This is a genomic window from Rhodococcus sp. NPDC003348 (assembly GCF_053589375.1).
In genome coordinates, this window is the sequence record NZ_JBSFRT010000030.1 from 1 (window position 1) to 25,223 (window position 25,223).

A 25,223-nucleotide genomic window follows, 5' to 3' on the forward strand; every position below is an offset into this window, starting at 1 on the left:
GGTCGCCGTCGTTCGTGCCCCTTCGTGGGATGCGGCCTCGGCCCGCCGGTTCTACCGTGAGTACATGACTGTCACAGCCGATGACCTGCGCACACTGTTGTCCAGCACCGTGCCCGGTGCCACGTTGGTCCTGGAGGAGGGCGAGACCAGGGTCTACTCGAAGGACCAGGCCGAGCAGCGCTCGTCCTGGGTCGTCACCACGCAGGACGACCTGCGGCGCGATCTCCCGGACGCGGCGAGTCCCACCGCTCACGACCTGGACGAACGGGCGGCGATGCTGGACGACATGATCGCCGCTCAGGGCGGCTGAGCGGCTCCCCCGCCCGTTGTCGTGGCTCCGACCCACCCGGCCCGAGCACGTCGAAGGCCCCGGTCCTGCGAACAGGACCGGGGCCTTCTGGTCACCACCCGACTAGCGGGCGATCACGTCACGCGTTGCCGGACAGCTTCTCGCGCAGCGCAGCGAGCTGGGCATCGCTGGCCAGCGAGCCCGCGGCCTCGGTGGAGCCGGTGGTCTGGCCCTCGGTGGCACCGGACTCGGAGGAGTAGTTGGCGCCCGACGCACCGGCCGCCGCCTCGGCGGCCTCGTCGGCAGCCATCTTCTCCATCTGAGCGGTGTGCATCTTGTGGCGACGCTCGGCCTCCGCGTAGCGGGACTCCCACTCCTCACGCTGCTTGTCGAAGCCCTCGAGCCATTCGTTGGTCTCGGGGTCGAAGCCCTCGGGGAAGATGTAGTTGCCCTGCTCGTCGTAGCTGTCGGCCATGCCGTACTTCGACGGGTCGAACTCGGCGTTGTAGTCCTCGTTCGCCTGCTTCAGCGACAGCGAGATCCGGCGACGCTCCAGGTCGATGTCGATGACCTTGACCATCGCGTCGTCGCCAACGGCCACAACCTGGTCCGGCACCTCGACGTGGCGCTCGGCCAGCTCGGAGATGTGGACGAGGCCCTCGATGCCCTCCTCGACGCGGACGAACGCGCCGAACGGAACCAGCTTGGTGACCTTGCCCGGCACGATCTGACCGATCGCGTGGGTGCGGGCGAACTGACGCCACGGGTCTTCCTGGGTGGCCTTGAGCGAGAGGGAGACGCGCTCGCGGTCCAGATCGACGTCGAGAACCTCGACGGTGACCTCGTTGCCGACCTCGACAACCTCGGACGGGTGGTCGATGTGCTTCCAGGACAGCTCGGAGACGTGCACCAGGCCGTCGACACCGCCGAGATCGACGAACGCGCCGAAGTTGACGATGGAGGACACGAAGCCCTTGCGGACCTGGCCCTTCTGGAGCTGGTGCAGGAACTCGCTGCGGACCTCGGACTGGGTCTGCTCGAGCCACGCACGACGCGACAGGACCACGTTGTTGCGGTTCTTGTCGAGCTCGATGATCTTGGCCTCGATCTCCTTGCCGACGTACGGCTGGAGGTCACGGACACGACGCATCTCGACGAGCGAGGCAGGCAGGAAGCCGCGCAGCCCGATGTCGAGGATCAGGCCGCCCTTGACGACCTCGATGACGGTGCCCTTGACGGCCTCGTCCTTCTCCTTGAGCTCCTCGATGGTGCCCCAGGCACGCTCGTACTGAGCGCGCTTCTTCGACAGGATCAGGCGCCCTTCCTTGTCCTCCTTGGTGAGGACCAGGGCTTCGACCTCATCGCCGACGGAGACGACCTCGTTGGGGTCGACGTCGTGCTTGATGGAGAGCTCACGGGACGGGATGACGCCTTCGGTCTTGTAACCGATGTCGAGCAGCACCTCGTCGCGATCGACCTTGACGATGGTGCCTTCGACGATGTCGCCATCGTTGAAGTACTTGATCGTGGCATCGATGGCGGCGAGGAAATCCTCGGCAGAGCCGATGTCGTTGACGGCTACCTGCGGCGAGGTGACGGTGGTGGAGGGCATTTGGTGAAGTGCTCCGGAGGGATAGGCAATCGGTTGATGGTGTTCTGTCGGACCACGAACGACCGCCGACGACCCCCTAGAGATGCCGCACGGCAGACACTCGCGTGGATCAGGGTACGCGACCCGATGCTAGCTGGGCAAACCCGGGTGCCACCGTGAGGCGCCGGGCGCGCTACCGTGCAGGTCGAGATGACCGAGCATTCCGACACACCCGAAACCACGGACGACGATCGCCACGCCGCCGCCAACGCCGTCCTCGGCACCGCCGGGTTCAGCCGCCACCGCGTGGACTCCGCCCAGAGCGAGCGCGCCAGTCGTGCCTGGTGGGACGCAGACTCCGCCGACTACCACCGCACGCACGGCGAGTTCCTCGGCGTCGACTCGGCCGGCGGTGAGTTCGTGTGGTGCCCGGAGGGCCTGCACGAGGGCGACGTGCACCTGCTCGGCGACGTCGCCGGCCGTGACGTGCTGGAGATCGGCTGCGGATCGGCACCGTGCGCGCGCTGGCTGGCCGGGCAGGGTGCGCGGACCGTGGGCCTCGACGTCTCCCGCGGCATGCTCGAGCGCGGGCTCGCCGCGATGGCACGCGGTGGCCCGCGGGTACCGCTGGTGCAGGCCGGCGCGGAGGCGCTGCCGTTCGCCGACGCCAGCTTCGACATCGCCTGCTCCGCGTTCGGCGGGGTGCCGTTCGTGGCCGACTCCGCCCTGGTGATGCGCGAGGTCGCGCGGGTGCTGCGGCCGGGTGGCCGGTGGGTGTTCTCGGTGAACCACCCGATCCGGTGGATCTTCCCCGACGATCCCGGCCCGGGCGGGCTGACCGCGACGATCCCCTACTTCGACCGGACCCCGTACGTCGAGGTCGACGAGGCCGGCGTTCCGACCTATGTCGAGCACCACCGCACGATCGGCGACCGGGTTCGGGAGATCGTCGCGGCCGGCCTCGAACTGCGCGACATCGTCGAGCCGGACTGGCCCGAGTGGCTGGACCGCGAGTGGGGACAGTGGAGCCCCCTGCGCGGGCAACTGTTCCCCGGCACCGCCATCTTCGTCTGCCACAAGCCTGCCTGACCCGCCCCTCCCGCCGAGACGCTTGTCAGTCCTTCGTGCGGGGCGAGCGGCCCGCGGCATCGAGGGCGCGCCGCAGCGCGTATTCGAGCTGCGCATTGACGCTGCGCAGGTCGTCGGCCGCCCACTTCGCGATCGCGTCGTAGACGGCGGGGTCCAGCCGCAGCAGCACCTTCTTGCGCTCGGGCCTGGACCGGCTCGCCGACCCCTCGTCCGCGTCGGCCATGGTCAGGCGTAGAGGGTGCCGGTGTTGACGACCGGCTGGGTCGCCTTGTCCCCGCACAGGACGACCAGCAGGTTCGACACCATCGCGGCGCGGCGCTCCTCGTCGAGTTCGACGACGGACTGTTCGGCCAGGCGGTCCAGCGCCATCCCGACCATCCCGACCGCGCCCTCGACGATCATCGCCCTGGCCGCGACCACCTGCGCGGCCTGCTGCCGCACCAGCATGGCCTGCGCGATCTCCGGCGCGTACGCCAGGTGCGTGATGCGGGCCTCGACGACCTCGATGCCCGCGAGTTCGGTGCGCTCCCGCAGTTCGGCGGTCAGTTCGGCGGCGACCTGAGCGCCGTCGCGCAGGCTGGTGGCGTCGGCGGCCTCGGAATCGGCCGGGACGATGGTGGTGTCGTAGGGATGAGTGGTGGCCAGGTGCCGCACCGCTGCCTCCGACTGGATCGCGACGTACTCCTCATAGTCGTCGACCGCGAAGATCGCCTTGCCGCTGTCGATCACCTTGTAGACCACGACCGCGGCGATCTCGACCGGGTTGCCGACCGCATCGTTGACCTTGAGCTTGGACGTTTCGAAGTTGCGAACCCGCAGCGTCACCCGGCGCTTCATGCTCAGTGGGACCACCCACTTGAATCCGTCGTCCGAGACCGTCCCGAAGTAGCGTCCGAAGAACTGGATCACCCGCGCCTCGTTCGGATTGACGATCGTGAATCCCGTTGCGATGACGGCGATCACGAGAACCAGCAGCCCGGCGACGACCCAGCAGACGATCCGGACGGCGATCGTCGTGTCGAGGAGCAGGCCTGCGAGAACGAGTCCCGCGGCGATCAGTGTCCCCACAGTCAGCGCCAGCAGTACCGCGAACCCGTTCAGCCGAAAAGCTCTACGCTCCATCGATCCACCTTTGCTATCGAAGTGATATCACTACGATAGCAATCGAGTCGAGTGAACGGAACATTCAGTCGATCTGATCGACTGAACGCTTCCTTCACTCGGGCGGGGGCGGTCAGAGGAGCTTGGAAAGGAAGGCCTTGGTGCGCTCGTGCCGGGGGTCGGCCAGCATCGCCCGCGGCTCGCCGGACTCGACGACAACGCCGCCGTCCATGAACACCAGCTGGTCGGCGACCTCGCGGGCGAATCCCATCTCGTGGGTGACGACGACCATCGTCATGCCCTCCTTCGCGAGGTTCTTCATGACGCCGAGCACCTCGCCGACCAACTCGGGGTCGAGCGCGGAGGTCGGCTCGTCGAAGAGCATCAGCTTCGGATCCATCGCCAGCGCCCGGGCGATCGCGACCCGCTGCTGCTGACCGCCGGACAACTGCGCCGGGTATGCGTCGGCCTTGGCGGCCAACCCCACCTGGTCGAGCAGGTCCATCGCCCGGGTGTGGGCGTCCTTGCGTCGCACCTTCTTCACGAGCATCGGCGCCTCGACGACGTTCTCCAGCGCGGTGCGGTGCGGGAACAGGTTGAAGTGCTGGAACACCATCCCGATGTCGCGCCGTTGCCGCGCCGCGGCCCGCGGCTGCAGTTCGTAGAGCTTGCCGCCGCGCTCGGAATAGCCGACCAGTTCGCCGTCGACGTAGAGCCGCCCGGCGCTGACCTGCTCGAGGTGGTTGATGCAGCGCAGGAAGGTCGACTTGCCGGACCCCGACGGCCCGACCAGACACAGCACCTGCCCGCGGTCGATCTCGAGCGTGACCCCACGCAGCACCTTCAGCGCCCCGAAGCTCTTGCACACCCGGTCGGCCTTCACCATCGGTGTCGTCGGTGCAGTAGTCATGGTCATCCTCCCTGTCCGCCGCCCGGCCCGGCGGGCATCCCGGCCTGCGCATCCGCGAGGGCCTGCAGTTGCCGTGCCGTGAGCACCCGGGACAGGCCCTTCGAGTAGTGCCGTTCGAGGTAGAACTGCCCGATCATCAGGATGCTCGTGATCGCGAGATACCAGGTGGCGGCGACGAGCAGCAGCGGGATCGGCTGGAAGTTGGCTCCGGAGATGTCCCTGGCCCGCCCGTACAACTCGCCCGTGTAGGGCACGGCGAGGACCAGCGAGGTGGTCTTGAGCATGCTGATCAGCTCGTTGCCGGTCGGGGGGATGATCACCCGCATCGCCTGCGGCAGCACGGTGCGCCGCATCGTCTGCGCCCAGGACATGCCGAGCGCGGTCGACGCCTCGGTCTGCCCCTCACTGACGGAACCGACTCCGGCGCGCACGATCTCGGCCATGTACGCGGCCTCGTTGAGTCCCAGTCCGACGACTGCGAACAGGAACGCGGCCTGCAGGTCCTGGAGGTCGAAGTGCACGAACTGTGGGCCGAACGGCACGCCGAGGGCGACGTTCTTGTAGATCGACGGGAACAGGCCCCAGAACACCAACTGCACGTACACCGGTGTGCCGCGGAAGATCCACAGGTACACCCACGCCGCGGTGCGCAGCACCGGATTCGGCGACAGGCGCATCACCGCGAGGATCACCCCGAGCACCACCGCGATGAGCATCGCGAGCACGGTCAGTTCGATGGTCCGCAGGGCACCTTCGGTGATCCGGGCGTCGAACAGGTACCGGCCGTAGACGTCCCAGGCGAAAGCCTCGTTCGTGGCGGCGCCGTAGACGAACAGGGCGACGAGCACGACCACGACGACGGCAGCGATCCAGCGGCCGGGATGGCGGAGCGGGATCGCGCGGATCGGTTCGGGCTCGTCCGCGAGCGCGGGTTCGGATGCCGTGTCCTGTGCCATTGCCCTCCGCCTTCCTACCGTGACCCGGGTCAGCTCGTCGCGCTGTTGATCTGCGCGGTGGTGACGGTGCCCGAGCCGACTCCCCAGTTGTCGGCGATCTGCTTGTAGGCGCCGGTGTCGATGAGGTGCTGCAGCGCCTGCGCCAGCACCGGCGCGAGCGGCGAACCCTTGGCCACCGGCCACCCGTAGGGCGCCGAGTCGAACTGTTCCCCCGCGTTCTCGAGCCTGCCGTCGCTGCGCTTGATCGCGTACGCGGTCACCGGGGAGTCCGCCGACATGGCATCGATGCGGCCCAGGATCAGCGCGTTGGACACGTCGTCCTGGCTGTCGTACTTGATCTTCGCGATCGGCTGCTTCCCGGCGGCGACGCAGGCCTCACTCTTGGCGGGCACCTCGTCGATGTCCTCGGTGGTGGTGGTCTGCACCCCGACCCGCAGCCCGCAGGCGTCGTTGGGGTCGACCGGTTCACCGGTGCGCTGGGCCCACTGGACGCCGGCGGTGTAGTAGTCGACGAAGTCCACCGTCTTCTGCCGTTCGAGGGTGTCGGTGAACGAGGACATCCCGACGTTGTAGGTGCCGGCCTGCACGGCCGGGATGATCTTGTCGAAGTCGGCCTGGATGAACTCGGCGCGCAGCCCGAGGGTGGCGGCGACCGCGTTCATCAGGTCGACGTCGAACCCGACGATGTTGCCGTTCTCGTCCTTGAATTCGTTGGGCGCGTACGGGACGTTCACGCCGATCTTCAGCCTGCCGCTGTCGCGCACCTGCGGCGGCACCTGGGCGGCGATCTCGTCGACCCGGTCCACGTGGACCGTCTCGGGCGGGACCAGACCCTCGCTGTTGTGCACGCAGCCGGTGACCGCGATCAGCACGGCGACCAGGACACCGAAAGACCGGGCGCGCCGGGGGAATCGACGCACCGACGTCGTCACACCCGCCGGCGAGGACCGCACCCTTCGCAGCGTACTGGCAGGCCGGTCACCGCCGCAGTATTCGCGCGCCCACGGTTTCGGTGAATTCGGCCGTCGACGCCAGGCCGCCGAGGTCGGCGGTCGCGACGCCGGCGGCGAGGGTGTCGCTGACGGCGCGCCGGATGCGCCCGGCCGCCCGCGCCAGCCCGCCGGTGTCGCCGCCGAGCCGGCCGGTGCCGCCGCCGGTGTCACCGGACTCGCCGGTTTCGCGATGGGCGGACAGCCAGTCGAGCAGCATCGCCGCCGACAGCATCAGCGCGGTCGGGTTGGCGCGGTTGCGGCCGGCGATGTCGGGGGCGGCGCCGTGTGCCGCCTGTGCCATCGCCTGCGTCCGAGAGGCGTTCAGGGACGGCGCGGTGCCGAGCGACCCCGACAACTCCCCCGCCAGGTCGGACAGGATGTCACCGAACATGTTCTCCGTCACCACGACGTCGAAGTCGGCGCCACGCCGGACCAGGTGCGCGGCCATCGCGTCGACATGTTCGGTGTCCACGTGCACGCCCGGGTACCGGTCGGCGACCTCGACGCACACGTCCCGGAACAGTCCGGTGGTCAGCGCCAGCACGTTGGTCTTGTGCACCACCGTCAGCCGTCCGCGACGACTGGCGGCGAGTTCGCAGGCCGTGTGGGCGATCCGCTCGCAGGCCCTGCGGGTGAACACGGCGACGGCGAGTGCGACATCGGGCGTCGGCATGAATTCGCCGCTGCCCGTGTGCATGTTGCGGTCCGCGTAGAAGCCCTCGGTGTTCTCGCGGACGATGACCAGGTCCATGTCCGGCACGGTGGCCCGGATCCCGGCGAAGGCGTGGGCGGGGCGGATGTTGGCGAACAGGTCGAACCGTTTGCGGATGGTGCCGCCCGGCGTCAGGGTCCCGCGGAACCGCTCGGGGTAGGCGGCGCTGTCGTGTGGGCCGAGCACCCAGCCGTCCAGCCCTTCGAGTGCGTCGAGGGTCTCGTCGGGGATCGGTGTGCCGTGGGACGAGATCGCGCCCTGGCCGATAGGCAGCTCGACCCACTCGATCGGGGGCTCGCCGGCGGCGGCGACGGCGGTGTCGACGATCCGCCGGGTGGCGGGCACGATCTCGTGGCCGATGCCGTCGCCGGCGAGCAGACCCAGGCGCGTCGGCTCGCGTGTGATTGCGCTCGAGGGGTTCACCCGACCATCATTGCTCAGCATGGTGCAGTCCGTGGAACTGCTGCTCGACGCCGACCTCGACACGGCGATTCGCCGGGAGTGGAGGCGACTGTCCGATGCCGCGCTACCGAGCCAGGACGTCGTCCGCAAGTCGACGAACCGGCCACACATCACCCTCGCGGTGGCCCAGCACATCGAGCCGGAAACCGATCTGCTGCTGCAACAGCAGCTGGCCGCCCCGGACCTGCGGCTGTCACTCGGCGGCGTGGTGATCTTCGGAGGGCACCGAAAGACCCTGTCGTATCTGGTGATTCCCACGGCCGGACTGCTGGCGTTGCAGCGGAGCATTTTTCGGGTACTGCACGCGAGTCCGGGCATCCCCGCGCACATCCACCCCGGCGACTGGACCCCGCACATCACCCTCGCCCGGCGGGTGTTCCCGGACGAGATAGGGCCGGCGGTGAACCTGTTGACGCCTGCGCACAGCTCCGGCAAGGCGGACGGGATCCGCCGATGGGACGGCGACGCGAAACGGGAATGGCGCATCGCCTGACCGGTGGCGACGGCGGCCTTGGGTCGCGGCAACCGGGAGTTCCGGAAGCGGTCGGGAAGAATGGGCGACGGTCGTGCGTTGAACCGCTCGACGGCAGCGCAGGCTGCACCCACCCGGCCCCGGCGCCGGCGGAGAGAGGATTTCCCTTGGCTACCCAGACCCTGACCCAGCAGAACTTCGACGAGATCGTCACCGGCAGCGACGTGGTGCTGGTCGACTTCTGGGCGTCGTGGTGCGGCCCGTGCCGCCAGTTCGCCCCCACCTTCGAGGCATCTTCGGAGGCACACCCGGACGTGGTGTACGGCAAGGTGGACACCGAGGCCGAACAGGGCCTGGCCGCGGCCGCGAACATCCGCTCGATCCCGACGATCATGGCGTTCCGTGAGGGCATCCTGGTGTTCTCGCAGCCCGGCGCGTTGCCGCAGGCAGCGCTGGAGGACCTGGTCACCCAGGTCAAGGCCCTCGACATGGACGAGGTACGCAAGCAGATCGCCGCGCAGCAGGAGGCGTAGTCCACCAGTACATCGGCCCCGTGACGTTCGCCGTCACGGGGCCGATGTCGTCTGCCGAGCCCCGGTCACGGGGCACGCGTCACAGGGCGAGCGCAGTCTCCGTGTAGCCGCCGGGCATGCCACGACGGCGGAACCACTCGAGACCGAAGGCGGAGCGCAACTGCTCCACGGGCATCGCGAGGAACGGTCCGAAATCGCCGACCTGGGTGGCGTGCGCGAGCATCGCCGCCCGCTTGGAGTCGATCTGGCCGGAGACGTCCACGACCGTGGTGATCTGGTCCTCGGGCAGGCCGAAGGTGTCGACGTCCGGCGGCTGCGCCTCCTCCGACCAGGCCGGGTTCGCGGCGATCATCCGCTTCATGTGGTCGCGGTTGACCGCCGCCTCGTAGACGCGGTCCACACCGGCCAGTTCGGTGGCGCGGACGCCGACCCGGTGGACCTGGATGTGGTCGGGGTGCCCGTAGCCGCCGTTCGGGTCGTAGATCGTGACCACGTCCGCGGACTCCTCGGCCAGCACCTCGGCCAGTCGTCCCGCCGCGACCTCGACGTCGACGTTGCAGAACGCGTCGGGGTGCGTGTTGTCGTCGGTGCCCGCCATCCCGGAGTCGCGGTAGTGCAGCGGGACGACGCGGTGCACTCCGAGCGCGGCAGCGGACCGGTCCAGCTCGGCGCGGCGGCGCTGCGCGAGGGTCTCCCCCGGGGTCAGGATCCCGTCGGGCACCTCACCGAGCGCCCCGTCGGTGGCGGTGACCAGCACGACGCGGTGACCGGCGTCGGAGGCCTGCCGGATGACCCCGCCGGTGATGAACACCTCGTCGTCGGGGTGGGCGTGGAAGCAGACGAGCACCGCCATCGTCAGAGTTCTCCCGTCATCAGTGCGCCGCCGCGTCCCAGCTGCGGCCGTCCCCGACCGAGACGTCCAGCGGCACGGACAGTTCGATCGCGCCGGCCATCTTCTCCCGAACCAGCGCCTCGACCGCCTCCCGCTCGCCGGCGGCGACCTCGAGCACCAGCTCGTCGTGCACCTGCAGCAGCATCCGGGACCGCAGGCCCGACTCGCGCAGCGCAGCCTGCACGTCGATCATCGCGACCTTGATGATGTCGGCGGCAGTGCCCTGGATGGGGGCATTGAGGGCGGCACGTTCGGCGACCTCGCGGCGCTGCCGGTTGTCGGAGTTCAGGTCCGGCAGGTAGCGGCGGCGACCGAACAGCGTCGAGGTGTAGCCGTCCTTGCGGGCCTGCTCGACCACCTCGTGCAGGTAGTCGCGCACCCCACCGAACCGGGCGAAGTAAGCGTCCATCTGCGACTTCGCCTCCTCGGTGGAGATCTTGAGCTGCTGCGCCAGCCCGTAGGCACTCAGGCCGTAGGCCAGGCCGTACGACATCGCCTTGACGCGGCGCCGCAGCTCGGCGGTGACCTCCTCGATCGGCACCCCGAACGCGCGTGAACCGACGAAGCTGTGCAGGTCCTCACCGGTGTTGAACGCCTCGATCAGACCCTCGTCCTTCGACAGGTGCGCCATGATGCGCATCTCGATCTGGCTGTAGTCGGCGGTCATCAGCGACTCGTAGCCTGCGCCGACGACGAAGCCGTCGCGGATCTGCCGGCCCGCATCCGTGCGGACCGGGATGTTCTGCAGGTTCGGCTCGGTCGAGGACAGGCGTCCGGTCGCGGCGACCGTCTGGTTGAACGTGGTGTGGATGCGGCCGTCGTCCGCGACGGACTTGAGCAGGCCGTCGACGGTGACCTTGAGCCGGGTCGCGTCCCGATGTGCGAGCAGGTGCTCGAGGAACGGGTGCTGGGTCTTCTCGAAGAGCGACTCGAGCGCCGCCGCGTCCGTGGTGTACCCGGTCTTGGTCTTCTTCGTCTTCGGCATCTCGAGCTTCTCGAACAGCACCACCTGGAGCTGCTTCGGCGACCCGAGATTGATCTGTTCGCCGATCACCTCGTAGGCGGCGTTCGCGGCCGCCGCGACCCGGTCCGCGAACGTGGACTGCAGATCATGCAGGTGGTCGGTGTCGACGGCGATGCCGGTGCCTTCGACGTCGGCGAGGACCTCGAGCAGCGGCAATTCCAGATCGGTGAGCAGTCGCGCCGACTCGATCGCGGCGAGTTCGGTGTCGAACGCGGCGGCCAGGTCGAGAACCGCACGGGCGCGCAGGATCTCGGTTTCCGCGGCCTTCGCCTCGGCGTTGTCCTCGTCGTCGAGCAACGAGAGCTGCGCCTCGCCGCCGTCCTCGACCCGCAGTTCCCGCTTGAGGTAGCGCAACGAGAGGTCGTCCAGGTTGAAGCTACGCTGGCCGGGCCGCACCAGATACGCGGCGAGCGCGGTGTCGCTGGTCAGCCCGCCGAGACCCCAGCCGCGGCCGTGCAGGGCGTGGATCGCGGCCTTGGCCTCGTGCAGGGCCTTCGGAGCTTCGACGTCCCCCAGCCATTGGGCCAGCGCCTCCTCGTCCTCCTCGGTGACGGTGGACGCCACGATGTAGCCACCCTCGCCGTCGGCCGCGGCGATCGCGAGCGCGGTCACGTCACCGCCGTAGGGGGCACCACTGCCGACCACGGACAGCGCGGCGCGGGCCCCGTCGCTGACGTGCTCGGCCAGCCACGCCGCGACCTCGCCGGGGGCCAGCACGCCGCCACGCACCTCGAAGCCCTCCTCGGCCTCGGGTTCGGCGGACGCGAGGGTGTCGAACAGGCGGTCCCGCAGCACGCGGAACTCGAGGTCGTCGAACAGCGCGTGGATCTTGTCCCGGTCCCAGGGCGCGAGCGCCAGCTGCTCCGGGGTGTAGGGCAGCGGGACGTCGCGCACCATCTCGGTGAGCTGCCTGTTCATCACCACCGACGACAGGTTCGCGCGCAGCGAATCGCCGACCTTGCCGCGCACCTCGTCGACCCGGTCCACCAGTTCGGTCAGGGAGCCGTACTCCCGGATCCACTTGGCCGCGGTCTTCTCCCCCACGCCCGGGATACCCGGCAGGTTGTCGGACGGGTCCCCGCGCAACGCCGCGTAATCCGGGTACTGCCGCGGGGTGAGGCCGTACTTCTCCTCAACGGCCGCCGGGGTGAAGCGGGTCAGGTCCGAGACGCCCTTGCGCGGGTACAGGACCGTCACGTCGTCCGTGACGAGCTGCAGCGAGTCCCGGTCGCCGGTGCACACCAGCACCCGGAAGCCCTGCTCCGTTGCCTGTGTGGTCAGGGTGGCGATGATGTCGTCGGCCTCGAAGCCGGCCTCGGCCATCACCGGGATGCCCATCGCGCCGAGCACCTCCTTGGTGATCTCGACCTGCCCCTTGAACTCGTCCGGGGTCTTCGCGCGGTTCGCCTTGTACTCGGGGAACGCCTCCGCACGGAACGTCTGCCGGGACACGTCGAAAGCGGCCGCGACGTGCGTCGGCTGCTCGTCACGCAGCAGGTTGATCAGCATCGAGGTGAACCCGTACACCGCGTTGGTGGTCTGCCCGCTGTGTGTCTTGAAGTTCTCCGCAGGCAGGGCGAAGAACGCTCGGTAGGCCAGCGAGTGTCCGTCGAGGAGCAGCAGCGTCGGCTTGTCGCCGGAATCGGTGACGGAGGGGTCGAGGTGGGATGCGGGGGACGTTGTCGGGCTCACCGCAGTGAGTCTAGGGAGCGACCCCGACAGGATGGCAACGGACACCGGGCACACATCACCCGACACCGAGGTAGGCGTGCTTGACCGCCGGGTCGGCGAGCAGTTCGGCACCGGTGCCGGTCTTGGTGATCTCCCCGGTCTCGAGGATGTACGCGCGGTCGGTGCGGCGCAGCGCCTGCTGCGCGTTCTGTTCGACGAGCAGGATCGTGGTGCCCTGTGCGTTGATCTCGGCGATGATCCGGAAGATCTGGGCGATCACCATCGGCGCCAGCCCCATCGACGGTTCGTCGAGCATCAGCAGCCGCGGCCGGGCCATCAGCGCCCGCCCGATCGCGAGCATCTGCTGCTCGCCGCCGGACATCGTGCCACCGACCTGCGCACGTCGCTCCCCGAGTCGTGGGAACAGTTCGAACACCCAGTCCAGCCGCTGCGCGTACTCCGCCTTGCTGTCGAATGTGCGTGCATAGCAACCCATGTCGAGGTTCTCCTGCACGGTCATCCCGGGGAACACTCCGCGCCCCTCCGGCACCTGCACGACGCCGAGCCCGACCCGCTCGTGCGCCTTGACGTGGGTGATGTCCCGGCCGTCGAACACGATCCGGCCGCCGCCCAGCGGCAACAGCCCCGACAGCGCCCGCATGGTGGTGGACTTGCCCGCCCCGTTGGCGCCGAGGAGGGTGACCAGTTCGCCCCGGCGCACCTGCAGCGAGATGCCGTGCAGCGCGCGGATCCGGCCGTAGCTCACGACCATGTCGGCGACCTCGAGCAGCGGCGCGGCCTCCACGACGGGATTCGGATCAGGCTGGTTCATCATCGGGAACCCCCAGGTAGGCGGCGACCACGGCCGGGTTCTCCCGGATCGCGGCGGGCCGGTCGTCGGCGATCTTGCGGCCGAACTCGAGCACCACGATCCGGTCGGTCACCCCCATCACCAGCCGCATGTCGTGTTCGATCAGCAACACGGTGAAGCCGTCGTCGCGGATCTTGCGGATCAGGTCCATCAACGCGGCCTTCTCGCTCGGGTTGAACCCGGCGGCGGGCTCGTCCAGGCACAGCAGTTTCGGTTCGGTGGCGAGCGCCCGGGCGATCTCCAGCCGGCGCTGGTCGCCGTAGGAGAGGTTGCGGGCCTTCTCCACCGCCCGCGGCGCGATGCCGACGAACTCGAGCAGCGCCATGCCGCGCTCGACGGCGTCGTGTTCCTCGCGCCGGTGCCGGGCGGTGCGGAAGATCGCACCGGGCACCGAGGTCCGGTGCCGCGCATCGGTGCCGACGACGACGTTCTCGAGCGCCGTCATCTCCCCGAACAGCCGGATGTTCTGGAAGGTGCGGGCGATCCCGAGCCGGGTGATCTCGTTGCGCTTGGTCGCCCTGGGGCGAGCGAAGCGACGGGGGGATGACGCGGTGAGGGGCCTGCCGTCGAAGGTCACCGAGCCTGCGGACGGCTTGTAGACGCCGGTGATGGCGTTGAAGCAGGTGGTCTTGCCTGCGCCGTTCGGACCGATCAGTCCGAGGATCTCGCCGCGGCGGATCTCGAAGCTCACGTCGTCGAGGGCGACGAGGCCACCGAACTTCACGGTCAACCCGTCGGTGCGCAGCAGGGCCGAACCCTCTTCGACCCGGATGTCTCGCTGCGGGGCAACGACTTCCGCGACTGCGTCGGGATCGACCAGGGCGGGGTCGAGTGCGGCGACGTCCACCACCCCGGCTGTCGGGACGTCCGTCTCGGGCGCCATCTGCGCCGCCATGTCCTCGTTGTCGAACATCGCGTCGCCGGCGCCCGGTCCCGCGGTCACCGCGCACCTCCGTCGGTCGCCGGTTCCGTCCGGGTGGCCGGTCTGCGCACCGCCTGGTAGACCTGCCTGCCGTAGGCGAGCAGTTTCTGACGCGCCGGGAACAGGCCCTGGGGCCGGAAGATCATCAGCATCACCAACGCGAGTCCGAAGAACAGGTACTTGTAGTCGCCGAGCGATTGGTCGCCGACGTGGATCGACATCGCGCGGTTCGGCAGATACACGATGACGAACGCACCGACGATGACGCCGAGCTTGTTGCCCTGGCCGCCGATGACGACCGCGCACAGGAACAGCATCGAGTTGATGACGTTGAAGCCGGTCGGGTTGATGAACTGCACCTGCCCGGCGTACAGCGCTCCCGACAGCCCACCGATCGAGGCGCCGATCGTGAACGCCCAGAGCTTGAACTTGAAGGTGGGCACCCCCATCATCTCGGCGGCGTCCTCGTCCTCCCGGATCGCCACCCAGGCCCGGCCGACGCGACTGCGTTCGAGGTTGCCGACGATCAGCAGCACCACGATCACCATCGCCATGCCGACCCAGAACCACCACACGCCGGAGTTCACGTTGCCGCCGGTGTTGCCGGCGGAGAACACCCCGTACGGATTCGCCTCCGACTCGCCGACGTGCGGGTAGGCGATCTGGGACAGGCCCTGACCGCCGTTGGTGACGTCGGTGAGGTTGTCGGCGAGCAACCGGACGATCTCGCCGAACCCGAGTGTGACGATCGCCAGGTAGTCGCCGCGTAGTCGCAGGGTCGGGGTGCCGAGTATCAGGCCGGTGATCGCGGTGATCGCGACCGCGAGCGGAAGACACGACAGCCACGCCCAGTCGGTGGAGAAGAAGGCGCTGGTGCCCATCTTGTTCCACGGACTGTTCGGGCTGGTCAGCAGCCCCACGGTGTAGGCGCCGACGGCGTAGAAGCCGACGTAGCCGAGGTCGAGCAGCCCCGCCTGGCCGACCACCACGTTCAACCCGATCGCGATGAGCGCGACCATCGCAAATTGGGCCATCACACCACCGAAGTCGGTGCCCGGGGTGTCCAACAGCGGCGGCCGCCACACCGGCAGGATCGCGATCAGCGCGATCAGGGGAACACCGACCAACCACTGCATCGGCCGGGCGAGCCCGTTCCACCACTCCCGGATCGCGTCACCGACACCGCGGCCTCGGGCGGTACCGCCGCTGTTCCGCCCGGGCGCCTGGGCGGTCGCCTCGTCGACGCTCATACCCGCACCCTCCCGAGGCTCTCGCCGAGGATCCCGGTCGGCCGGAACATCAGCACCGCGATCAGCAGCACGAACGCGACGACGTCCCGCCATTCCGTACCGAAGACGACCTGCCCGTAGTTCTCCATCAGCCCGAGCAGGAGTCCACCGATCAGGGCGCCGCGCAGGTTGCCGATGCCGCCGAGGACGGCTGCGGAGAACGCCTTGATACCGAGGATGAATCCGCCGTTGTAGATGATCCCGGAGGGGATCTTCAGCGCGTAGAGCATTGCGGCGGCGCCGGCGAGGAGTCCGCCGATCAGGAAGGTGAGCATGATGACCCGTTCCCGGGAGATGCCCATCAGCGTGGCGGTGTCGGGGTCCTGGGCGACGGCTCGGATACCGCGGCCGAACTTGCTGCGGTTGATCAGCATGTCCGTTGCGGCGGTCAGCACCAGCGCGGCGACGATGATCACCAACGTGACGTTCGTGACCGATGCCCCGCCGATCGAGAACACCTCGACCGGCTGTACCAGCTTGATCGGCTGCTGCGCGTTGGTGCCGCCCAGGCCGGGCCAGATCTTCGGCAGCACGTAGTGCACGAATTCCTGGATCACGAACGACATTCCGATCGCCGTGATGAGGAAGACGAGGGGTTTGGCGCCGCGTCGGCGCAGCGGGCGGTAGGCGACCCGTTCGAGGCCGACTGCGGCGGTGCCGGAGACCGCCATGCCGAAGATCATGGCAAGGCCGAGGAACACGACGGTCATCACGACGCCCTCGTTGTACACGTTGCCGCTGGGGGCGAACCCGAGCAGTTGCAGCGCCACGTACTGGCCGAACAGCCCGAGCATGAAGATCTCGGAGTGCGCGAAGTTGATCAGGCGCAGCACACCGTAGACGAGGGTGTATCCGATGGCGACGAGCGCGTAGATGGCGCCGTAGCTCAGGCCGTCGACGGTCAACTGCCAGAAGCTCTTCGTCAGTCCTTCGATGTTGAAGTCGATGTTGCCGGCGAGGAGGTCGACGCTGCCCGCGTACAGGGCGGTCGAGTCGGCGAGTGCGGTCGCGATCATCGCGGTCTCTCGTTCACTGGTGTGGAAGAAGGTCGGCTACGACGGCCGACCGGGCACCGCGAACATGCCCGGTCGGCCGACGGTCACTTGACCTCGTAGATCTGGATGAGCGCGTTCGCGAGCTCACCCTGAGCATTCCACTGGTAGCGCTTGCCGACACCCTGGCCGTTGTAGTTGCGGACGAAGTCGAGCATGCCTGCGCGGTCCTTCACACCGGAGTCGATCGCGGCGAGCATGATCGTGGTCAGGTCGTAGCCCTCGACGGAGTAGACGCCGGGCGCCTGCCCGTTGAGCGCCTCGTACTGCTCGGCGAGGGCGTCGGGAGCGGGGATGCACGGGCAGGTCAGGATCGCCTCCTTGGAGGACTCGCCGGCCTGCTTGACGAACTCGGGATCGTTAGTGCCGTCACCGGAGCTGAACAGCGCGGTGACACCCCCCTCCCGCAACTGGGTCACGAACGGTGCGGCCTCCGCGTAGTACCCGGAGAACCAGACCGCGTCCGGGTCCTCGCCCTTGATCTGCGCGACGGTCGCCGAGAAGTCCTTCTGACCGGTCTTCACGCTCGCCGAGCAGGCCGGGTCGGCGGCGGGCCCGAGGCTCTCGGTGACCACCCGCGCGAGGCCGACGCCGTAGTCGGAGTCGTCCTGGATCACGCAGACCTGCTGCTTGCCGAGGGTGCCGGTCAGATACTTCGCGACGACCGAGCCCTGACTGTTGTCGTTGCCGAGACCGCGGAAGAAGGTGGTCCAGCCGTTCTCGGTGAGCGTCGGGTTCGTTGCGGACGCGGTGAGGAACGGCAACCCGGCCTGGTTGAACACCGCGCCGGTGGCCTTCGTCTCGCCGGAGAATGCCGGACCGAGCAGTCCGATGACGGACTGGTCGCTGACGATGTTCGGTGCGACCTGTGTGGCCTTCTGTGGGTCGCCCTCGGTGTCGAACTGCTTGATCTCGACCTGGCAGTTCGGGTTGTTCTTGTTGTGCTTGTCGAGCGCCAGTTTCGCGCCGTAGAGGATGTTCTGACCGAGGGCCGCGTTGGCGCCGGTCAGCGCGCCGGCCATCGCGATGGACACCCCCTGGCAGGTGGCGTTGCCGCTGCCGGCCGGGTCGGCGGCGTCGGTGACGTCCGTGGACGAGACCTCGGCGCCTGCCGCGTCGAGAAGTACCTGCGGCTGAATGCTCAACCCGCTGCCGGCCGCACCGGTGCCGGTCCCGGACGATCCACTGTCGGTCGACTTGCTGCTACACCCCGCCACGGCGAGGGTTGCGGCGACTCCCAGAACCAACGCGCCTCGCGCTGCACGACGATGCACGGTCCACCTCCCGTTCTCTGCGCTCTCCGACGGGTCGTCAGGTGCCGACCACGCCAGCTTCGGAGAGAACATAGCGTCGCCGCTATCTCCTTGCACCGCAATGAATCGACGTGGCGGGATTCGTGTTTCGAGCGTTACCGACCGGCAAACGCACCCGGCGCGCGAGGGCGGAGAGGATCGACAGGCCCCGAACAGGCCGAACGCACCCACGCCCGGCGAACCGCGCGGTCAGCGGGAGCGGCGGCGGAAACACGCCGGTAGCGCAGTGTTCACCGTCCGCCGAGGGTTTCGAGGATCACTTCCGCGACGACCTTCATGGTGGTGCGCCGGTCCATCGCGGCGCGCTGGATCCACTTGAACGCCTCCGGTTCGGTGAGCGACTGGGACGTCATCAGCACACTCTTGGCCCGCTCGATGAGCTTGCGGGTCTCGAAACGCTCGGTGAGGCTGGCGACCTCGGCCTCGAGGGCGGAGATCTCCGAGAACCTGCTGGCGGCCAGTTCGACGGCGGGCACCAGATCCGCCTTGGAGAACGGCTTGACCAGGTACGCCATGGCGCCGGCGTCCCGGGCCCGTTCGACGAGTTCACGCTGACTGAAGGCCGTCAGGATCACCACCGGCGCAATGCGTTTCGCCGCGATCTCGGACGCCGCGTCGATCCCGTCGCGGCGGGGCATCTTGACGTCCATGATCACCAGGTCGGGGCGTAACTCCTCGGCGAGTTCGACGGCACGCTGCCCGTCGCCGGCCTCGCCGACCACGTCGTAGCCCTCCTCGCGGAGCATCTCGACGAGGTCCATCCGGATCAGCACCTCGTCCTCGGCCACCACAACACGGCGTGACGCCGGACGGCGCTCCTGCCCGACCGGATCGTTCATCGTCGGCCTCTCCCTTCGTTCGGCAGCCAACTGCCGACACGATCGTTCCAGCCGTCGGACAGCCCCTTGCAGGGTACCGGTGCTTGACGTGACGAACGGATCATCTACAGTCGGTATCCGCACCAGCCCTCGTATCCCAATTGGCAGAGGAAACGGATTCAAAACCCGTGCAGTGTGAGTTCGAGTCTCACCGAGGGCACCACGAAACGCCAGATCAGGCCCCGAACACGCCGAACACGCCGCGTGGTTGCTCGCACTCGCCGCACAGCCGCGAGAAGCGGTCCGGCTGCCCCCAGAAGGGCCGCAATCGTTTTGACGAGACGAGGACGGGGGCGGACGTTCGACCGCTCGGGTCCTGGGGCAGGCGTCGGCGCGGCGACGGGCTCGGGGAGTGCGGTCGCGATGAACGCCCTGTCAACGGCCATGGCCGCTCAGCCGCACACTCACGTTCGGCTGGCACTCGCCGAGCGGTGGTGAGACCCTTCATTCGAGCACAGCGTGCAAAGTTCCCGCCTCGAGGAACGAGGGACACGATGAGCGGCGATTCCACCACCTCCACGCGTGGCGGACCTCGCGCGGAGCGGCGCTGGACCGCATCGGTATTCGTCGTCGTCGCAATGGTCGTACCGTTCCTGCTTCCCGCGCACTACTCACCGGGCGCCGACTGGCTCCTACCCGCGATCGAAGGGGGCGTGCTCATCACACTGATCGTGGTCGATCCAGGTCGTATCGATCGGCCCGGACGGTGGGTGCGGGCGCTGTCGATCGCGCTCGTGGTCGCGATCGCCGCGGGCGCGGCGTGGGGTTCGGCACGACTCGTCTGGGATCTGCTGCATGGTGCCCCGCAGACAACCGAGCCGGTCGAACTGCTCGCCTCGGGGGCACTGGTGTGGTTGCAGACCGTTCTCGCGTTCGGCTTCCTGTACTGGGAACTCGACGGCGGCGGACCCGTGACCAGGCATGTACGGCCGTCACCCCACCCCGATCTGGCGTTTCCCCAACAGCTCGATCCCTGCCTGGCCCCGCCCGGGTGGCGGCCGGTGTTCGTCGACTACCTGTATCTGGCCCTGACGAACGCCACGGCATTCAGCCCGACCGACGTCATGCCGCTGGCCCGCTGGGCGAAGCTCGCCATGGCCGTGCAATCGATTCTGTCGGTCGTCATCCTCGGCCTGGTCGTCGCCAACGCGGTCAACCTGCTCGACTGAGTTCCCCTCGGCCACCCATCGAGGACTTGTCGGCAGCGCGTGCCAGGATCTCGGGATGACCGACACACCGTGCCGAATCACGTCACTGCTGCCTCGGCGCGACGCGTAGGCGCCGGCGTTGGCGACAAGCCGCCGTCGTCCGGCGAAGAAGTCCACGAGAAAGCCGTCCACAGCCGCGGCGGCGCCGGTGCCCGGCCCCGGCGAGCGAGCGTGGATGCTCGACGTCCCGCACCGGGTCAGTGCTCCCGGCGCGCTCTGGAACAAGAAGCTGCGCTGCCACGTCTACATCGGGCAGGAGCTGCCGCAGGCGCTCGCGCCGTTTGCCGCCAAGCCGTACAGCTACCAGCAGTGGATCGAGGACGACCTCAACGGGACTCGGGGTTCGTCGGCAACGGCCGCACCCAAGATTCCGCGGCCCGAACAGCTCTCGGCGGCACGCGCGATCGCGGACGCGGCACGGCACGGGATGCGTGGCATCGCGCTGTTCGACGACGTGGGGATGGGCAAGACGATCTCCGCGGTCCTCGGGGCGCGGGAGGTCCTCGACCAACGCGCCGGAACCAGTGTCCTGGTGATCGTCGATCGTCCGACCGCGATCACCGTCCCGTCATGGCGGTCGACGATCGCGGCGGTCGGCGACGGCGGCCACCGATGGCTGATCTGCTCCCCCGATCAGTTGAAGAAGCTGATCGCGGCCAACGGCCGGCCGAAGTTCTCCTTCGACGTGGTCGTCGCCGACGAGGCGCAGAACTTCCGGCGAGACTCGCAGCGCACCGACTACATGCGCCGCATCACGAAGATGCTCGCGCCGCCCGCGAAGGCACCGTTCCTCATCGCCTCCACCGCCACCCCCGGCCACCACCCCGGCGAATGGCGTTATCTGTCCTCTCTTTTCGCGCAGATCCATGGCGAGGACCCGTCCGAGTGGGACGACCTCGGGGCCCGGCTCGCACGCGCCGGCCTCCCGCTCGCCCGCACATTCGGCACCTGGCAGTGGTCGACCGAGGCGAAGGAGCAGGTGTCATTGCAGGCCGAGGCAGTCGACACGGTACGCAGGTGGCTCACCGAACACGACCCGCCACTGATGATCCACCGCGACTCCCCCTGGGGGCCCGCCCCGATCGACGGTCTCGGCGTCGAACTGACCCCCAACGAGCAGGAACAATACGACCTGCAGTGGGGCGAGTTCCGGCGCGAAATGGGGTTGGCGCGCACAGGATCCGACACCGCGCGCGGCCTGGCCGCACTGCTCCGATTCCGACAGAAGGCCGGAATGATCCGGGTGCCACACACCGTCGACCTCGCCGCAGCCTACGTCGCGCGCGGCTATCAGGTGCTCGTCGCGGCGGAGATGGTGTCCACCGCAGCCGATCCGATCGCCGATGCACTCGAGAACCGGGGAATCCCGGTCGCGCGGATCTTCGGTGGGCGCGCCGACGCCGAGGAGCAGAGGCTGCGTTTCCAACGCGGGCAGGCGTCGGTCTGCGTGTTCACCGCGACCACCGCGATCAGCCTGCACGCGAACGAGCATCTCTCCGACGGGACCCGGGCGACAGCGACTCCGCGGATCGGATTGTTCCACCAGCCGCGGTATTCCGGGATCGCCGCGCGCCAGACCGTCGGCCGCGCGCATCGCGACCACCAGGTGTGCCCGTGGTTCCTGCTCTACAGCGAGGGAACCATCGAGGAGGAGGCCGCCACGACGATGGTCCAGCGCCTGCTCGTGACAGCAGCGTCCGTCGACGGCGACACGAGTGCGCTGGGTGCGATCGCAGAACTGTTCGGGGCCGAGTGGTTGCCGTCCGACGCCCTCGGATAGGCGCTCTCGGACCCATCGACGCCCGGACCGCGGGCACGGGGCGCCGGGAACGTCACCGGCCGCCCGAGGTTGTGCGACCGCATGCCCGGGCGCAAGGTTGACATACAGCACCGGCACCATCGAAGAAGTCCGCCATGAACGCAACAGCCCTCCGCGCGGCAGTCGTCGCCGTCGTCACTCCCCTGCTCCTGATCGGCCCCTGTATCGCCGGGGCCGCGGCGGTGCCGATCACTCCCGATCCGGTCCACCCCGTCGTCCTGATCGGTCAGAAGACGGATCCGCTCGGCGCCCTCCTGGCGTGCGCGGGGACGGGACTCATTCCGGTCTTCGGGCCGAACATCATCTTCCCGATCTGCCTGGCCTGAGCCGACGCCCCCGGCACCGGTCGCCCGCGCAGCGAGCGCGGGTGGGCCGCACCCGGGCAATCAGGCCGGTTTTCCGGTCCGCGGCTCGGCGGTCGTCTAGATTGCTGTCGGGTCGCGGGGGTCGATCACTCCTGCCGCCGTCGGGGTCGCCGCGAATCCGGCTCACCCTTCCGAGCCGTATCTTCCGGGCCGTTTCGCGAACGACGACAGGAGTCTCTCAGTGGTGGACAGGTTTTCCAGGCGTCATCTCGTGGCCGCGGGCGTTCTCGCCGCGGTGTCCCTGACCGCACCCGCCACGGCGGCAGCCGCCCCGGCGCCGGGTGAGGCGATCGAGCACGTCAATCTCGGCGACAGTTTCAGCGCCGGGTCCGGCGTGTTCCCGATCGTGCCGGGCACTCCGCTGGCGTGCGCGCAGTCCGAGCGGAACTTCGCGCACCTCGTGGCCGCCGAACGCGGCTACCAGCTCACCGACGTCAGCTGCGGCGGCGCCAAGACCGAGGACTTCTACAGCCCGCAGTACCCGGGTCTGCGTCCGCAGCTGGACGCCCTGTCCCCGTCGACGGACCTGGTGACGATGACGATCGGCGGCAACAACAACGACACCTTCTCCGGTGCCATGGCCAAGTGCATCGGCGCGGGCCTGTCCCGGCCGGGTGCATGGAATCCGTGCCAGGAGCAGTACGGCGACAGCATTGCCGAACCGGTACGGACGCAGACCTACCCGGCACTGGTGCAAGTGCTGCGTGACGTGCACGCCCGCGCCCCGCATGCGGAGGTCGCGATCGTCGGCTACCCGCACCTGCTGCCCCCGACCGACGGGTGCGCACCCGCGATGCCGCTCGCACCCGGCGACGTCCCCTACCTGTACGAGCTGCAAACGGTCCTCAACGACGCGGTCGCGCGGGCTGCGGCCGAGACGGGTACGACCTTCGTCGACGTGTCGGAGTCGTCGACGGGCCGGGACGGCTGCCAGTCCGAGCAGCAGCGGTGGGTGGAGCCGATGATCGGTGCGAGGCAACCCGTTCCGGTGCACCCGAACGCGGCCGGGGAACGCGCGCTCGCAGATGCCGTACTCGCCGCCGTCGACGTGGGCTGACGGTCCCGGCTCGCACCGCAACCACCCGACGCACCCCTGACATGACGCGACCCCCGCCGCTCACCGGGAGCAGCGGGGGTCGTGTGGGGTCCGGGATTTACTCCGTCGGCGCCGTCGGCTCGCTGGAACCGAGGCCGAGGCCACCGAGGATGTCGGCGATCGAAGCGAAGATCTCCTGAACGCTGCCCATTGCAACTCCTACGTATTGTGTGAGGGGTGTGTCACCGCGCGGTGACGCGTCACACTATCGCACGCCGCGAGGGCGCGCGCACCCCCAAGTCTCGCTCTCTTTCACGCCCGTCACCACCGGGCCGCGGGCGCAAACAATCCGACCGGGTCGACGCGCCGACGGATCTGCGTCAGCCTCGGGTGGATGTCCTCCCCGAATGCCGCCTGCACCCGCTCGGCGGGCGCCCCGGTCACCGAACCGGCGAAGTTCACCAGCGACCCTCCGGTTACCCAGGGCTGCATCCGGTCGAGCACCGAATCCAAGGCCGCGGGAACCACGTCCGCGATCTCCGGAGCCAGCGCACCGATCGTGAACAGGCTGAAGGCGGCGGCCCGCCCGGCGACCGCGTTCGGCACCCCGGAGGGCCGCGCCAACGCCCCTCCCATCGCACGAATCTCGGCCATCGCCAACGGCAGCCCACCCTCCGGCCCGACGGCGGCGAGGAACTCGTCGATCGCCTCCGCGGGCAGCTCACGGAGCAGGGCGCCCCGCTCCGCGGCCGGCATCGGCTCCGTCGGATCGGCGTGGATCGCCCCCACGTCGGCGTACATGATCTCGGTGACGGTGTCGATGATCGGCGTGCCAAGGGCCCGGAGCGCGGCGATCCACGGCTCCCCGTCCTCGGTGTCGCTGACGTGCGCGAACCGCACATGGACCACCGACCGGCCGCGCAGCGGCTCGGGCAGGTCCGGCAGGGGCGGGAGGTTCAGCACCGCGACGGATGAGCCCACCGTCTCCGGGATGGTGTGGACCCACTCCCTCCAGCCGTGCAGCACCCGGGCCGCGTCGGCGATGTCGAAGAACAGGCCGCCGGCGAGCAGCGTCTGGATCTCGAAGAGCCGGAACGTGATCTGGGTGACGATGCCGAACGCCGCACCTCCGCCGCGGAGCGCGAAGAACAGTTCGGGATCGGTGTTCGCGTCGACGCGGCGCAACCGGCCGTCCGCGGTGACCACCTCGATCTCGAGGACGTGGTCGGCGGCGAAACCATAGGTGCGTCCGATCGGCCCCATCCCGCCGCCGAGGGTGTACCCGACCACCCCGACATCCGGCGCGGATCCGCAGAGCCCGGCCAGGCCGTACGGCGAGGCGGCGTCGAGCACCTGCCGCCACTTCACCCCGGCCCCGACCGTCGCGGTGCGGGCGTGCGCGTCGACGGAGATCGAGTCGAGCAGACCGGTGTTGACGAGGATCGAGTCCGGACCGACCGCGGCGGCGCCGTGCCCGGTGGCCAGCACGGCAACGGTCAGCCCCGCCTCGGCCGCGACGCCGACCGCGGCGGCGACGTCGGCGGCGCTCGCCGCGACCACGACCGCGGCGGGCCGGTGCACGGTGGCGCAGTTGAACGCGGCGACGGCGAGGTCGTAGCCGCCGCTGCCGGGCGCATGGACCGGGCCCGCGACGGCGACGTCGAGCGCCGCCGCGATCGAGGGAAGTGCGGGGGACGATTCGTTGATGCTGGTGGACATGGGATTCCTCGTCTCGGTGGAAGGTGACGAGATCAGGACACCGGGCATCACTTACCG

General features: G+C 69.0%; 24 protein-coding genes and 2 tRNA genes. 10 read left to right on the top strand and 16 right to left on the bottom strand.

The features are described from left to right. Nucleotides 1–64 precede the first annotated feature (64 nt). Entirely contained in the window at nucleotides 65–310 is a 246-nt protein-coding gene (locus ACWDU4_RS19050) for a hypothetical protein (protein ID WP_450115482.1), read from the top strand. Between the two features lie 118 nt (nucleotides 311–428). Here the strand turns inward: ACWDU4_RS19050 and rpsA are convergent, their stop codons facing one another. Further along, on the bottom strand, nucleotides 429–1,901 hold the full coding sequence (gene rpsA, locus ACWDU4_RS19055; RefSeq protein ID WP_450115483.1) for a 30S ribosomal protein S1: 1,473 nt from the start codon (nucleotides 1,899–1,901) through the stop codon (nucleotides 429–431). A 189-nt stretch (nucleotides 1,902–2,090) separates the two neighbouring features. Between rpsA and ACWDU4_RS19060 the strand changes: the two genes are divergently transcribed. After that, entirely contained in the window at nucleotides 2,091–2,969 is an 879-nt protein-coding gene (locus ACWDU4_RS19060) for a class I SAM-dependent methyltransferase (RefSeq protein ID WP_450115484.1), read from the top strand. Nucleotides 2,970–2,994: 25 nt separating this feature from the next. On the opposite strand, the gene ACWDU4_RS19065 is transcribed toward ACWDU4_RS19060, so the two are convergent. From ACWDU4_RS19065 to ACWDU4_RS19080, 4 genes are all read right to left on the bottom strand, one after another. Continuing rightward, a complete protein-coding gene (locus tag ACWDU4_RS19065; protein WP_450115485.1) occupies nucleotides 2,995–3,192 on the bottom strand; it encodes a hypothetical protein in 198 nt (65 codons plus the stop codon). Nucleotides 3,193–3,194: 2 nt separating this feature from the next. Beyond that, nucleotides 3,195–4,091 (bottom strand): SPFH domain-containing protein, encoded by an 897-nt coding sequence (locus ACWDU4_RS19070; protein ID WP_450115486.1) that lies wholly within the window; start codon nucleotides 4,089–4,091, stop codon nucleotides 3,195–3,197. A 112-nt stretch (nucleotides 4,092–4,203) separates the two neighbouring features. Continuing rightward, complete coding sequence (locus tag ACWDU4_RS19075; RefSeq protein ID WP_450115547.1) at nucleotides 4,204–4,956, bottom strand: amino acid ABC transporter ATP-binding protein; 753 nt, start codon at nucleotides 4,954–4,956, stop codon at nucleotides 4,204–4,206. A 26-nt stretch (nucleotides 4,957–4,982) separates the two neighbouring features. Beyond that, nucleotides 4,983–5,885 (bottom strand): amino acid ABC transporter permease, encoded by a 903-nt coding sequence (locus ACWDU4_RS19080; RefSeq protein WP_450115548.1) that lies wholly within the window; start codon nucleotides 5,883–5,885, stop codon nucleotides 4,983–4,985. On the opposite strand from ACWDU4_RS19080, the gene ACWDU4_RS19085 reads away from it, so the two are divergent. Then, nucleotides 5,857–5,935: transfer RNA gene (locus ACWDU4_RS19085), tRNA-Pro, on the top strand. The two genes, ACWDU4_RS19080 and ACWDU4_RS19085, sit on opposite strands and share 29 nt — an antisense overlap. Nucleotides 5,936–5,965: 30 nt before the next feature. Here the strand turns inward: ACWDU4_RS19085 and ACWDU4_RS19090 are convergent. Further along, nucleotides 5,966–6,856, bottom strand: a complete 891-nt coding sequence (locus tag ACWDU4_RS19090; RefSeq protein WP_450115549.1) for an ABC transporter substrate-binding protein — start codon at nucleotides 6,854–6,856, stop codon at nucleotides 5,966–5,968. A gap of 58 nt (nucleotides 6,857–6,914) precedes the next feature. Further along, complete coding sequence (locus ACWDU4_RS19095) at nucleotides 6,915–8,084, bottom strand: isocitrate/isopropylmalate dehydrogenase family protein (RefSeq protein WP_450115487.1); 1,170 nt, start codon at nucleotides 8,082–8,084, stop codon at nucleotides 6,915–6,917. Here ACWDU4_RS19095 and ACWDU4_RS19100 point away from each other — a divergent pair. After that, entirely contained in the window at nucleotides 8,083–8,595 is a 513-nt protein-coding gene (locus ACWDU4_RS19100) for a 2'-5' RNA ligase family protein (protein WP_450115488.1), read from the top strand. The two genes, ACWDU4_RS19095 and ACWDU4_RS19100, sit on opposite strands and share 2 nt — an antisense overlap. A gap of 146 nt (nucleotides 8,596–8,741) precedes the next feature. Next, a complete protein-coding gene (gene trxA / locus ACWDU4_RS19105; RefSeq protein WP_450115489.1) occupies nucleotides 8,742–9,107 on the top strand; it encodes a thioredoxin in 366 nt (121 codons plus the stop codon). A 79-nt stretch (nucleotides 9,108–9,186) separates the two neighbouring features. Here trxA and ACWDU4_RS19110 read toward each other — a convergent pair whose 3' ends face one another. The 8 genes from ACWDU4_RS19110 to ACWDU4_RS19145 form a co-directional block, all read right to left on the bottom strand. After that, nucleotides 9,187–9,960 (bottom strand): PIG-L family deacetylase, encoded by a 774-nt coding sequence (locus ACWDU4_RS19110; protein WP_450115490.1) that lies wholly within the window; start codon nucleotides 9,958–9,960, stop codon nucleotides 9,187–9,189. Nucleotides 9,961–9,979: 19 nt separating this feature from the next. Then, nucleotides 9,980–12,715 carry a DNA polymerase I gene (polA, locus tag ACWDU4_RS19115; RefSeq protein WP_450115491.1) on the bottom strand — a complete coding sequence of 912 codons (2,736 nt, stop codon included), beginning with the start codon at nucleotides 12,713–12,715 and terminating at the stop codon, nucleotides 9,980–9,982. Nucleotides 12,716–12,770: 55 nt separating this feature from the next. Next, complete coding sequence (locus tag ACWDU4_RS19120; protein ID WP_450115492.1) at nucleotides 12,771–13,529, bottom strand: ABC transporter ATP-binding protein; 759 nt, start codon at nucleotides 13,527–13,529, stop codon at nucleotides 12,771–12,773. After that, nucleotides 13,513–14,478 carry an ABC transporter ATP-binding protein gene (locus tag ACWDU4_RS19125; RefSeq protein ID WP_450115550.1) on the bottom strand — a complete coding sequence of 322 codons (966 nt, stop codon included), beginning with the start codon at nucleotides 14,476–14,478 and terminating at the stop codon, nucleotides 13,513–13,515. Before ACWDU4_RS19125 ends, ACWDU4_RS19120 begins: the two co-directional genes overlap by 17 nt. A gap of 26 nt (nucleotides 14,479–14,504) precedes the next feature. Beyond that, a complete protein-coding gene (locus tag ACWDU4_RS19130; RefSeq protein ID WP_450115493.1) occupies nucleotides 14,505–15,737 on the bottom strand; it encodes a branched-chain amino acid ABC transporter permease in 1,233 nt (410 codons plus the stop codon). Beyond that, nucleotides 15,734–16,792 carry a branched-chain amino acid ABC transporter permease gene (locus tag ACWDU4_RS19135; RefSeq protein WP_450115494.1) on the bottom strand — a complete coding sequence of 353 codons (1,059 nt, stop codon included), beginning with the start codon at nucleotides 16,790–16,792 and terminating at the stop codon, nucleotides 15,734–15,736. The genes ACWDU4_RS19130 and ACWDU4_RS19135 overlap by 4 nt, the downstream gene beginning before the upstream one ends. Nucleotides 16,793–16,875: 83 nt before the next feature. Continuing rightward, nucleotides 16,876–18,102 carry a branched-chain amino acid ABC transporter substrate-binding protein gene (locus ACWDU4_RS19140; protein WP_450115495.1) on the bottom strand — a complete coding sequence of 409 codons (1,227 nt, stop codon included), beginning with the start codon at nucleotides 18,100–18,102 and terminating at the stop codon, nucleotides 16,876–16,878. A gap of 269 nt (nucleotides 18,103–18,371) precedes the next feature. Further along, complete coding sequence (locus ACWDU4_RS19145; protein ID WP_450115496.1) at nucleotides 18,372–18,980, bottom strand: ANTAR domain-containing response regulator; 609 nt, start codon at nucleotides 18,978–18,980, stop codon at nucleotides 18,372–18,374. Nucleotides 18,981–19,105: 125 nt separating this feature from the next. On the opposite strand from ACWDU4_RS19145, the gene ACWDU4_RS19150 reads away from it, so the two are divergent. The 5 genes from ACWDU4_RS19150 to ACWDU4_RS19170 all read left to right on the top strand — a co-directional run bounded on the left by ACWDU4_RS19150 (nucleotide 19,106) and on the right by ACWDU4_RS19170 (nucleotide 23,468). Next, a tRNA-Leu gene (locus ACWDU4_RS19150) sits at nucleotides 19,106–19,182 on the top strand. 331 nt (nucleotides 19,183–19,513) lie between these two features. Continuing rightward, nucleotides 19,514–20,188: a hypothetical protein gene (locus ACWDU4_RS19155; RefSeq protein ID WP_450115497.1), complete on the top strand. Its 675-nt coding sequence runs from the start codon at nucleotides 19,514–19,516 to the stop codon at nucleotides 20,186–20,188. Nucleotides 20,189–20,306: 118 nt separating this feature from the next. Further along, nucleotides 20,307–22,007, top strand: a complete 1,701-nt coding sequence (locus ACWDU4_RS19160) for a DEAD/DEAH box helicase (RefSeq protein ID WP_450115498.1) — start codon at nucleotides 20,307–20,309, stop codon at nucleotides 22,005–22,007. Between the two features lie 134 nt (nucleotides 22,008–22,141). Beyond that, entirely contained in the window at nucleotides 22,142–22,372 is a 231-nt protein-coding gene (locus tag ACWDU4_RS19165; protein ID WP_450115499.1) for a hypothetical protein, read from the top strand. A gap of 223 nt (nucleotides 22,373–22,595) precedes the next feature. Continuing rightward, the gene (locus ACWDU4_RS19170) at nucleotides 22,596–23,468 is read left to right on the top strand and encodes an SGNH/GDSL hydrolase family protein (RefSeq protein WP_450115500.1); all 873 of its coding nucleotides are present in this window, start codon (nucleotides 22,596–22,598) and stop codon (nucleotides 23,466–23,468) included. A 300-nt stretch (nucleotides 23,469–23,768) separates the two neighbouring features. Here the strand turns inward: ACWDU4_RS19170 and ACWDU4_RS19175 are convergent, their stop codons facing one another. Next, nucleotides 23,769–25,166 (bottom strand): FAD-binding oxidoreductase, encoded by a 1,398-nt coding sequence (locus tag ACWDU4_RS19175; protein WP_450115501.1) that lies wholly within the window; start codon nucleotides 25,164–25,166, stop codon nucleotides 23,769–23,771. Nucleotides 25,167–25,223 lie beyond the last annotated feature (57 nt).

Coding starts and splice junctions, on each gene's coding strand:
- ACWDU4_RS19050 (WP_450115482.1), top strand. CDS start 65: ATGACTGTCACAGCCGATGACCTGCGCACACTGTTGTCCAGCACCGTG.
- rpsA (WP_450115483.1), bottom strand. CDS start 1,901: ATGCCCTCCACCACCGTCACCTCGCCGCAGGTAGCCGTCAACGACATC.
- ACWDU4_RS19060 (WP_450115484.1), top strand. CDS start 2,091: ATGACCGAGCATTCCGACACACCCGAAACCACGGACGACGATCGCCAC.
- ACWDU4_RS19065 (WP_450115485.1), bottom strand. CDS start 3,192: ATGGCCGACGCGGACGAGGGGTCGGCGAGCCGGTCCAGGCCCGAGCGC.
- ACWDU4_RS19070 (WP_450115486.1), bottom strand. CDS start 4,091: ATGGAGCGTAGAGCTTTTCGGCTGAACGGGTTCGCGGTACTGCTGGCG.
- ACWDU4_RS19075 (WP_450115547.1), bottom strand. CDS start 4,956: ATGGTGAAGGCCGACCGGGTGTGCAAGAGCTTCGGGGCGCTGAAGGTG.
- ACWDU4_RS19100 (WP_450115488.1), top strand. CDS start 8,083: ATGGTGCAGTCCGTGGAACTGCTGCTCGACGCCGACCTCGACACGGCG.
- ACWDU4_RS19095 (WP_450115487.1), bottom strand. CDS start 8,084: ATGCTGAGCAATGATGGTCGGGTGAACCCCTCGAGCGCAATCACACGC.
- ACWDU4_RS19110 (WP_450115490.1), bottom strand. CDS start 9,960: ATGGCGGTGCTCGTCTGCTTCCACGCCCACCCCGACGACGAGGTGTTC.
- ACWDU4_RS19120 (WP_450115492.1), bottom strand. CDS start 13,529: ATGATGAACCAGCCTGATCCGAATCCCGTCGTGGAGGCCGCGCCGCTG.
- ACWDU4_RS19125 (WP_450115550.1), bottom strand. CDS start 14,478: ATGTTCGACAACGAGGACATGGCGGCGCAGATGGCGCCCGAGACGGAC.
- ACWDU4_RS19130 (WP_450115493.1), bottom strand. CDS start 15,737: ATGAGCGTCGACGAGGCGACCGCCCAGGCGCCCGGGCGGAACAGCGGC.
- ACWDU4_RS19135 (WP_450115494.1), bottom strand. CDS start 16,792: ATGATCGCGACCGCACTCGCCGACTCGACCGCCCTGTACGCGGGCAGC.
- ACWDU4_RS19145 (WP_450115496.1), bottom strand. CDS start 18,980: ATGAACGATCCGGTCGGGCAGGAGCGCCGTCCGGCGTCACGCCGTGTT.
- ACWDU4_RS19155 (WP_450115497.1), top strand. CDS start 19,514: ATGAGCGGCGATTCCACCACCTCCACGCGTGGCGGACCTCGCGCGGAG.
- ACWDU4_RS19165 (WP_450115499.1), top strand. CDS start 22,142: ATGAACGCAACAGCCCTCCGCGCGGCAGTCGTCGCCGTCGTCACTCCC.
- ACWDU4_RS19175 (WP_450115501.1), bottom strand. CDS start 25,166: ATGTCCACCAGCATCAACGAATCGTCCCCCGCACTTCCCTCGATCGCG.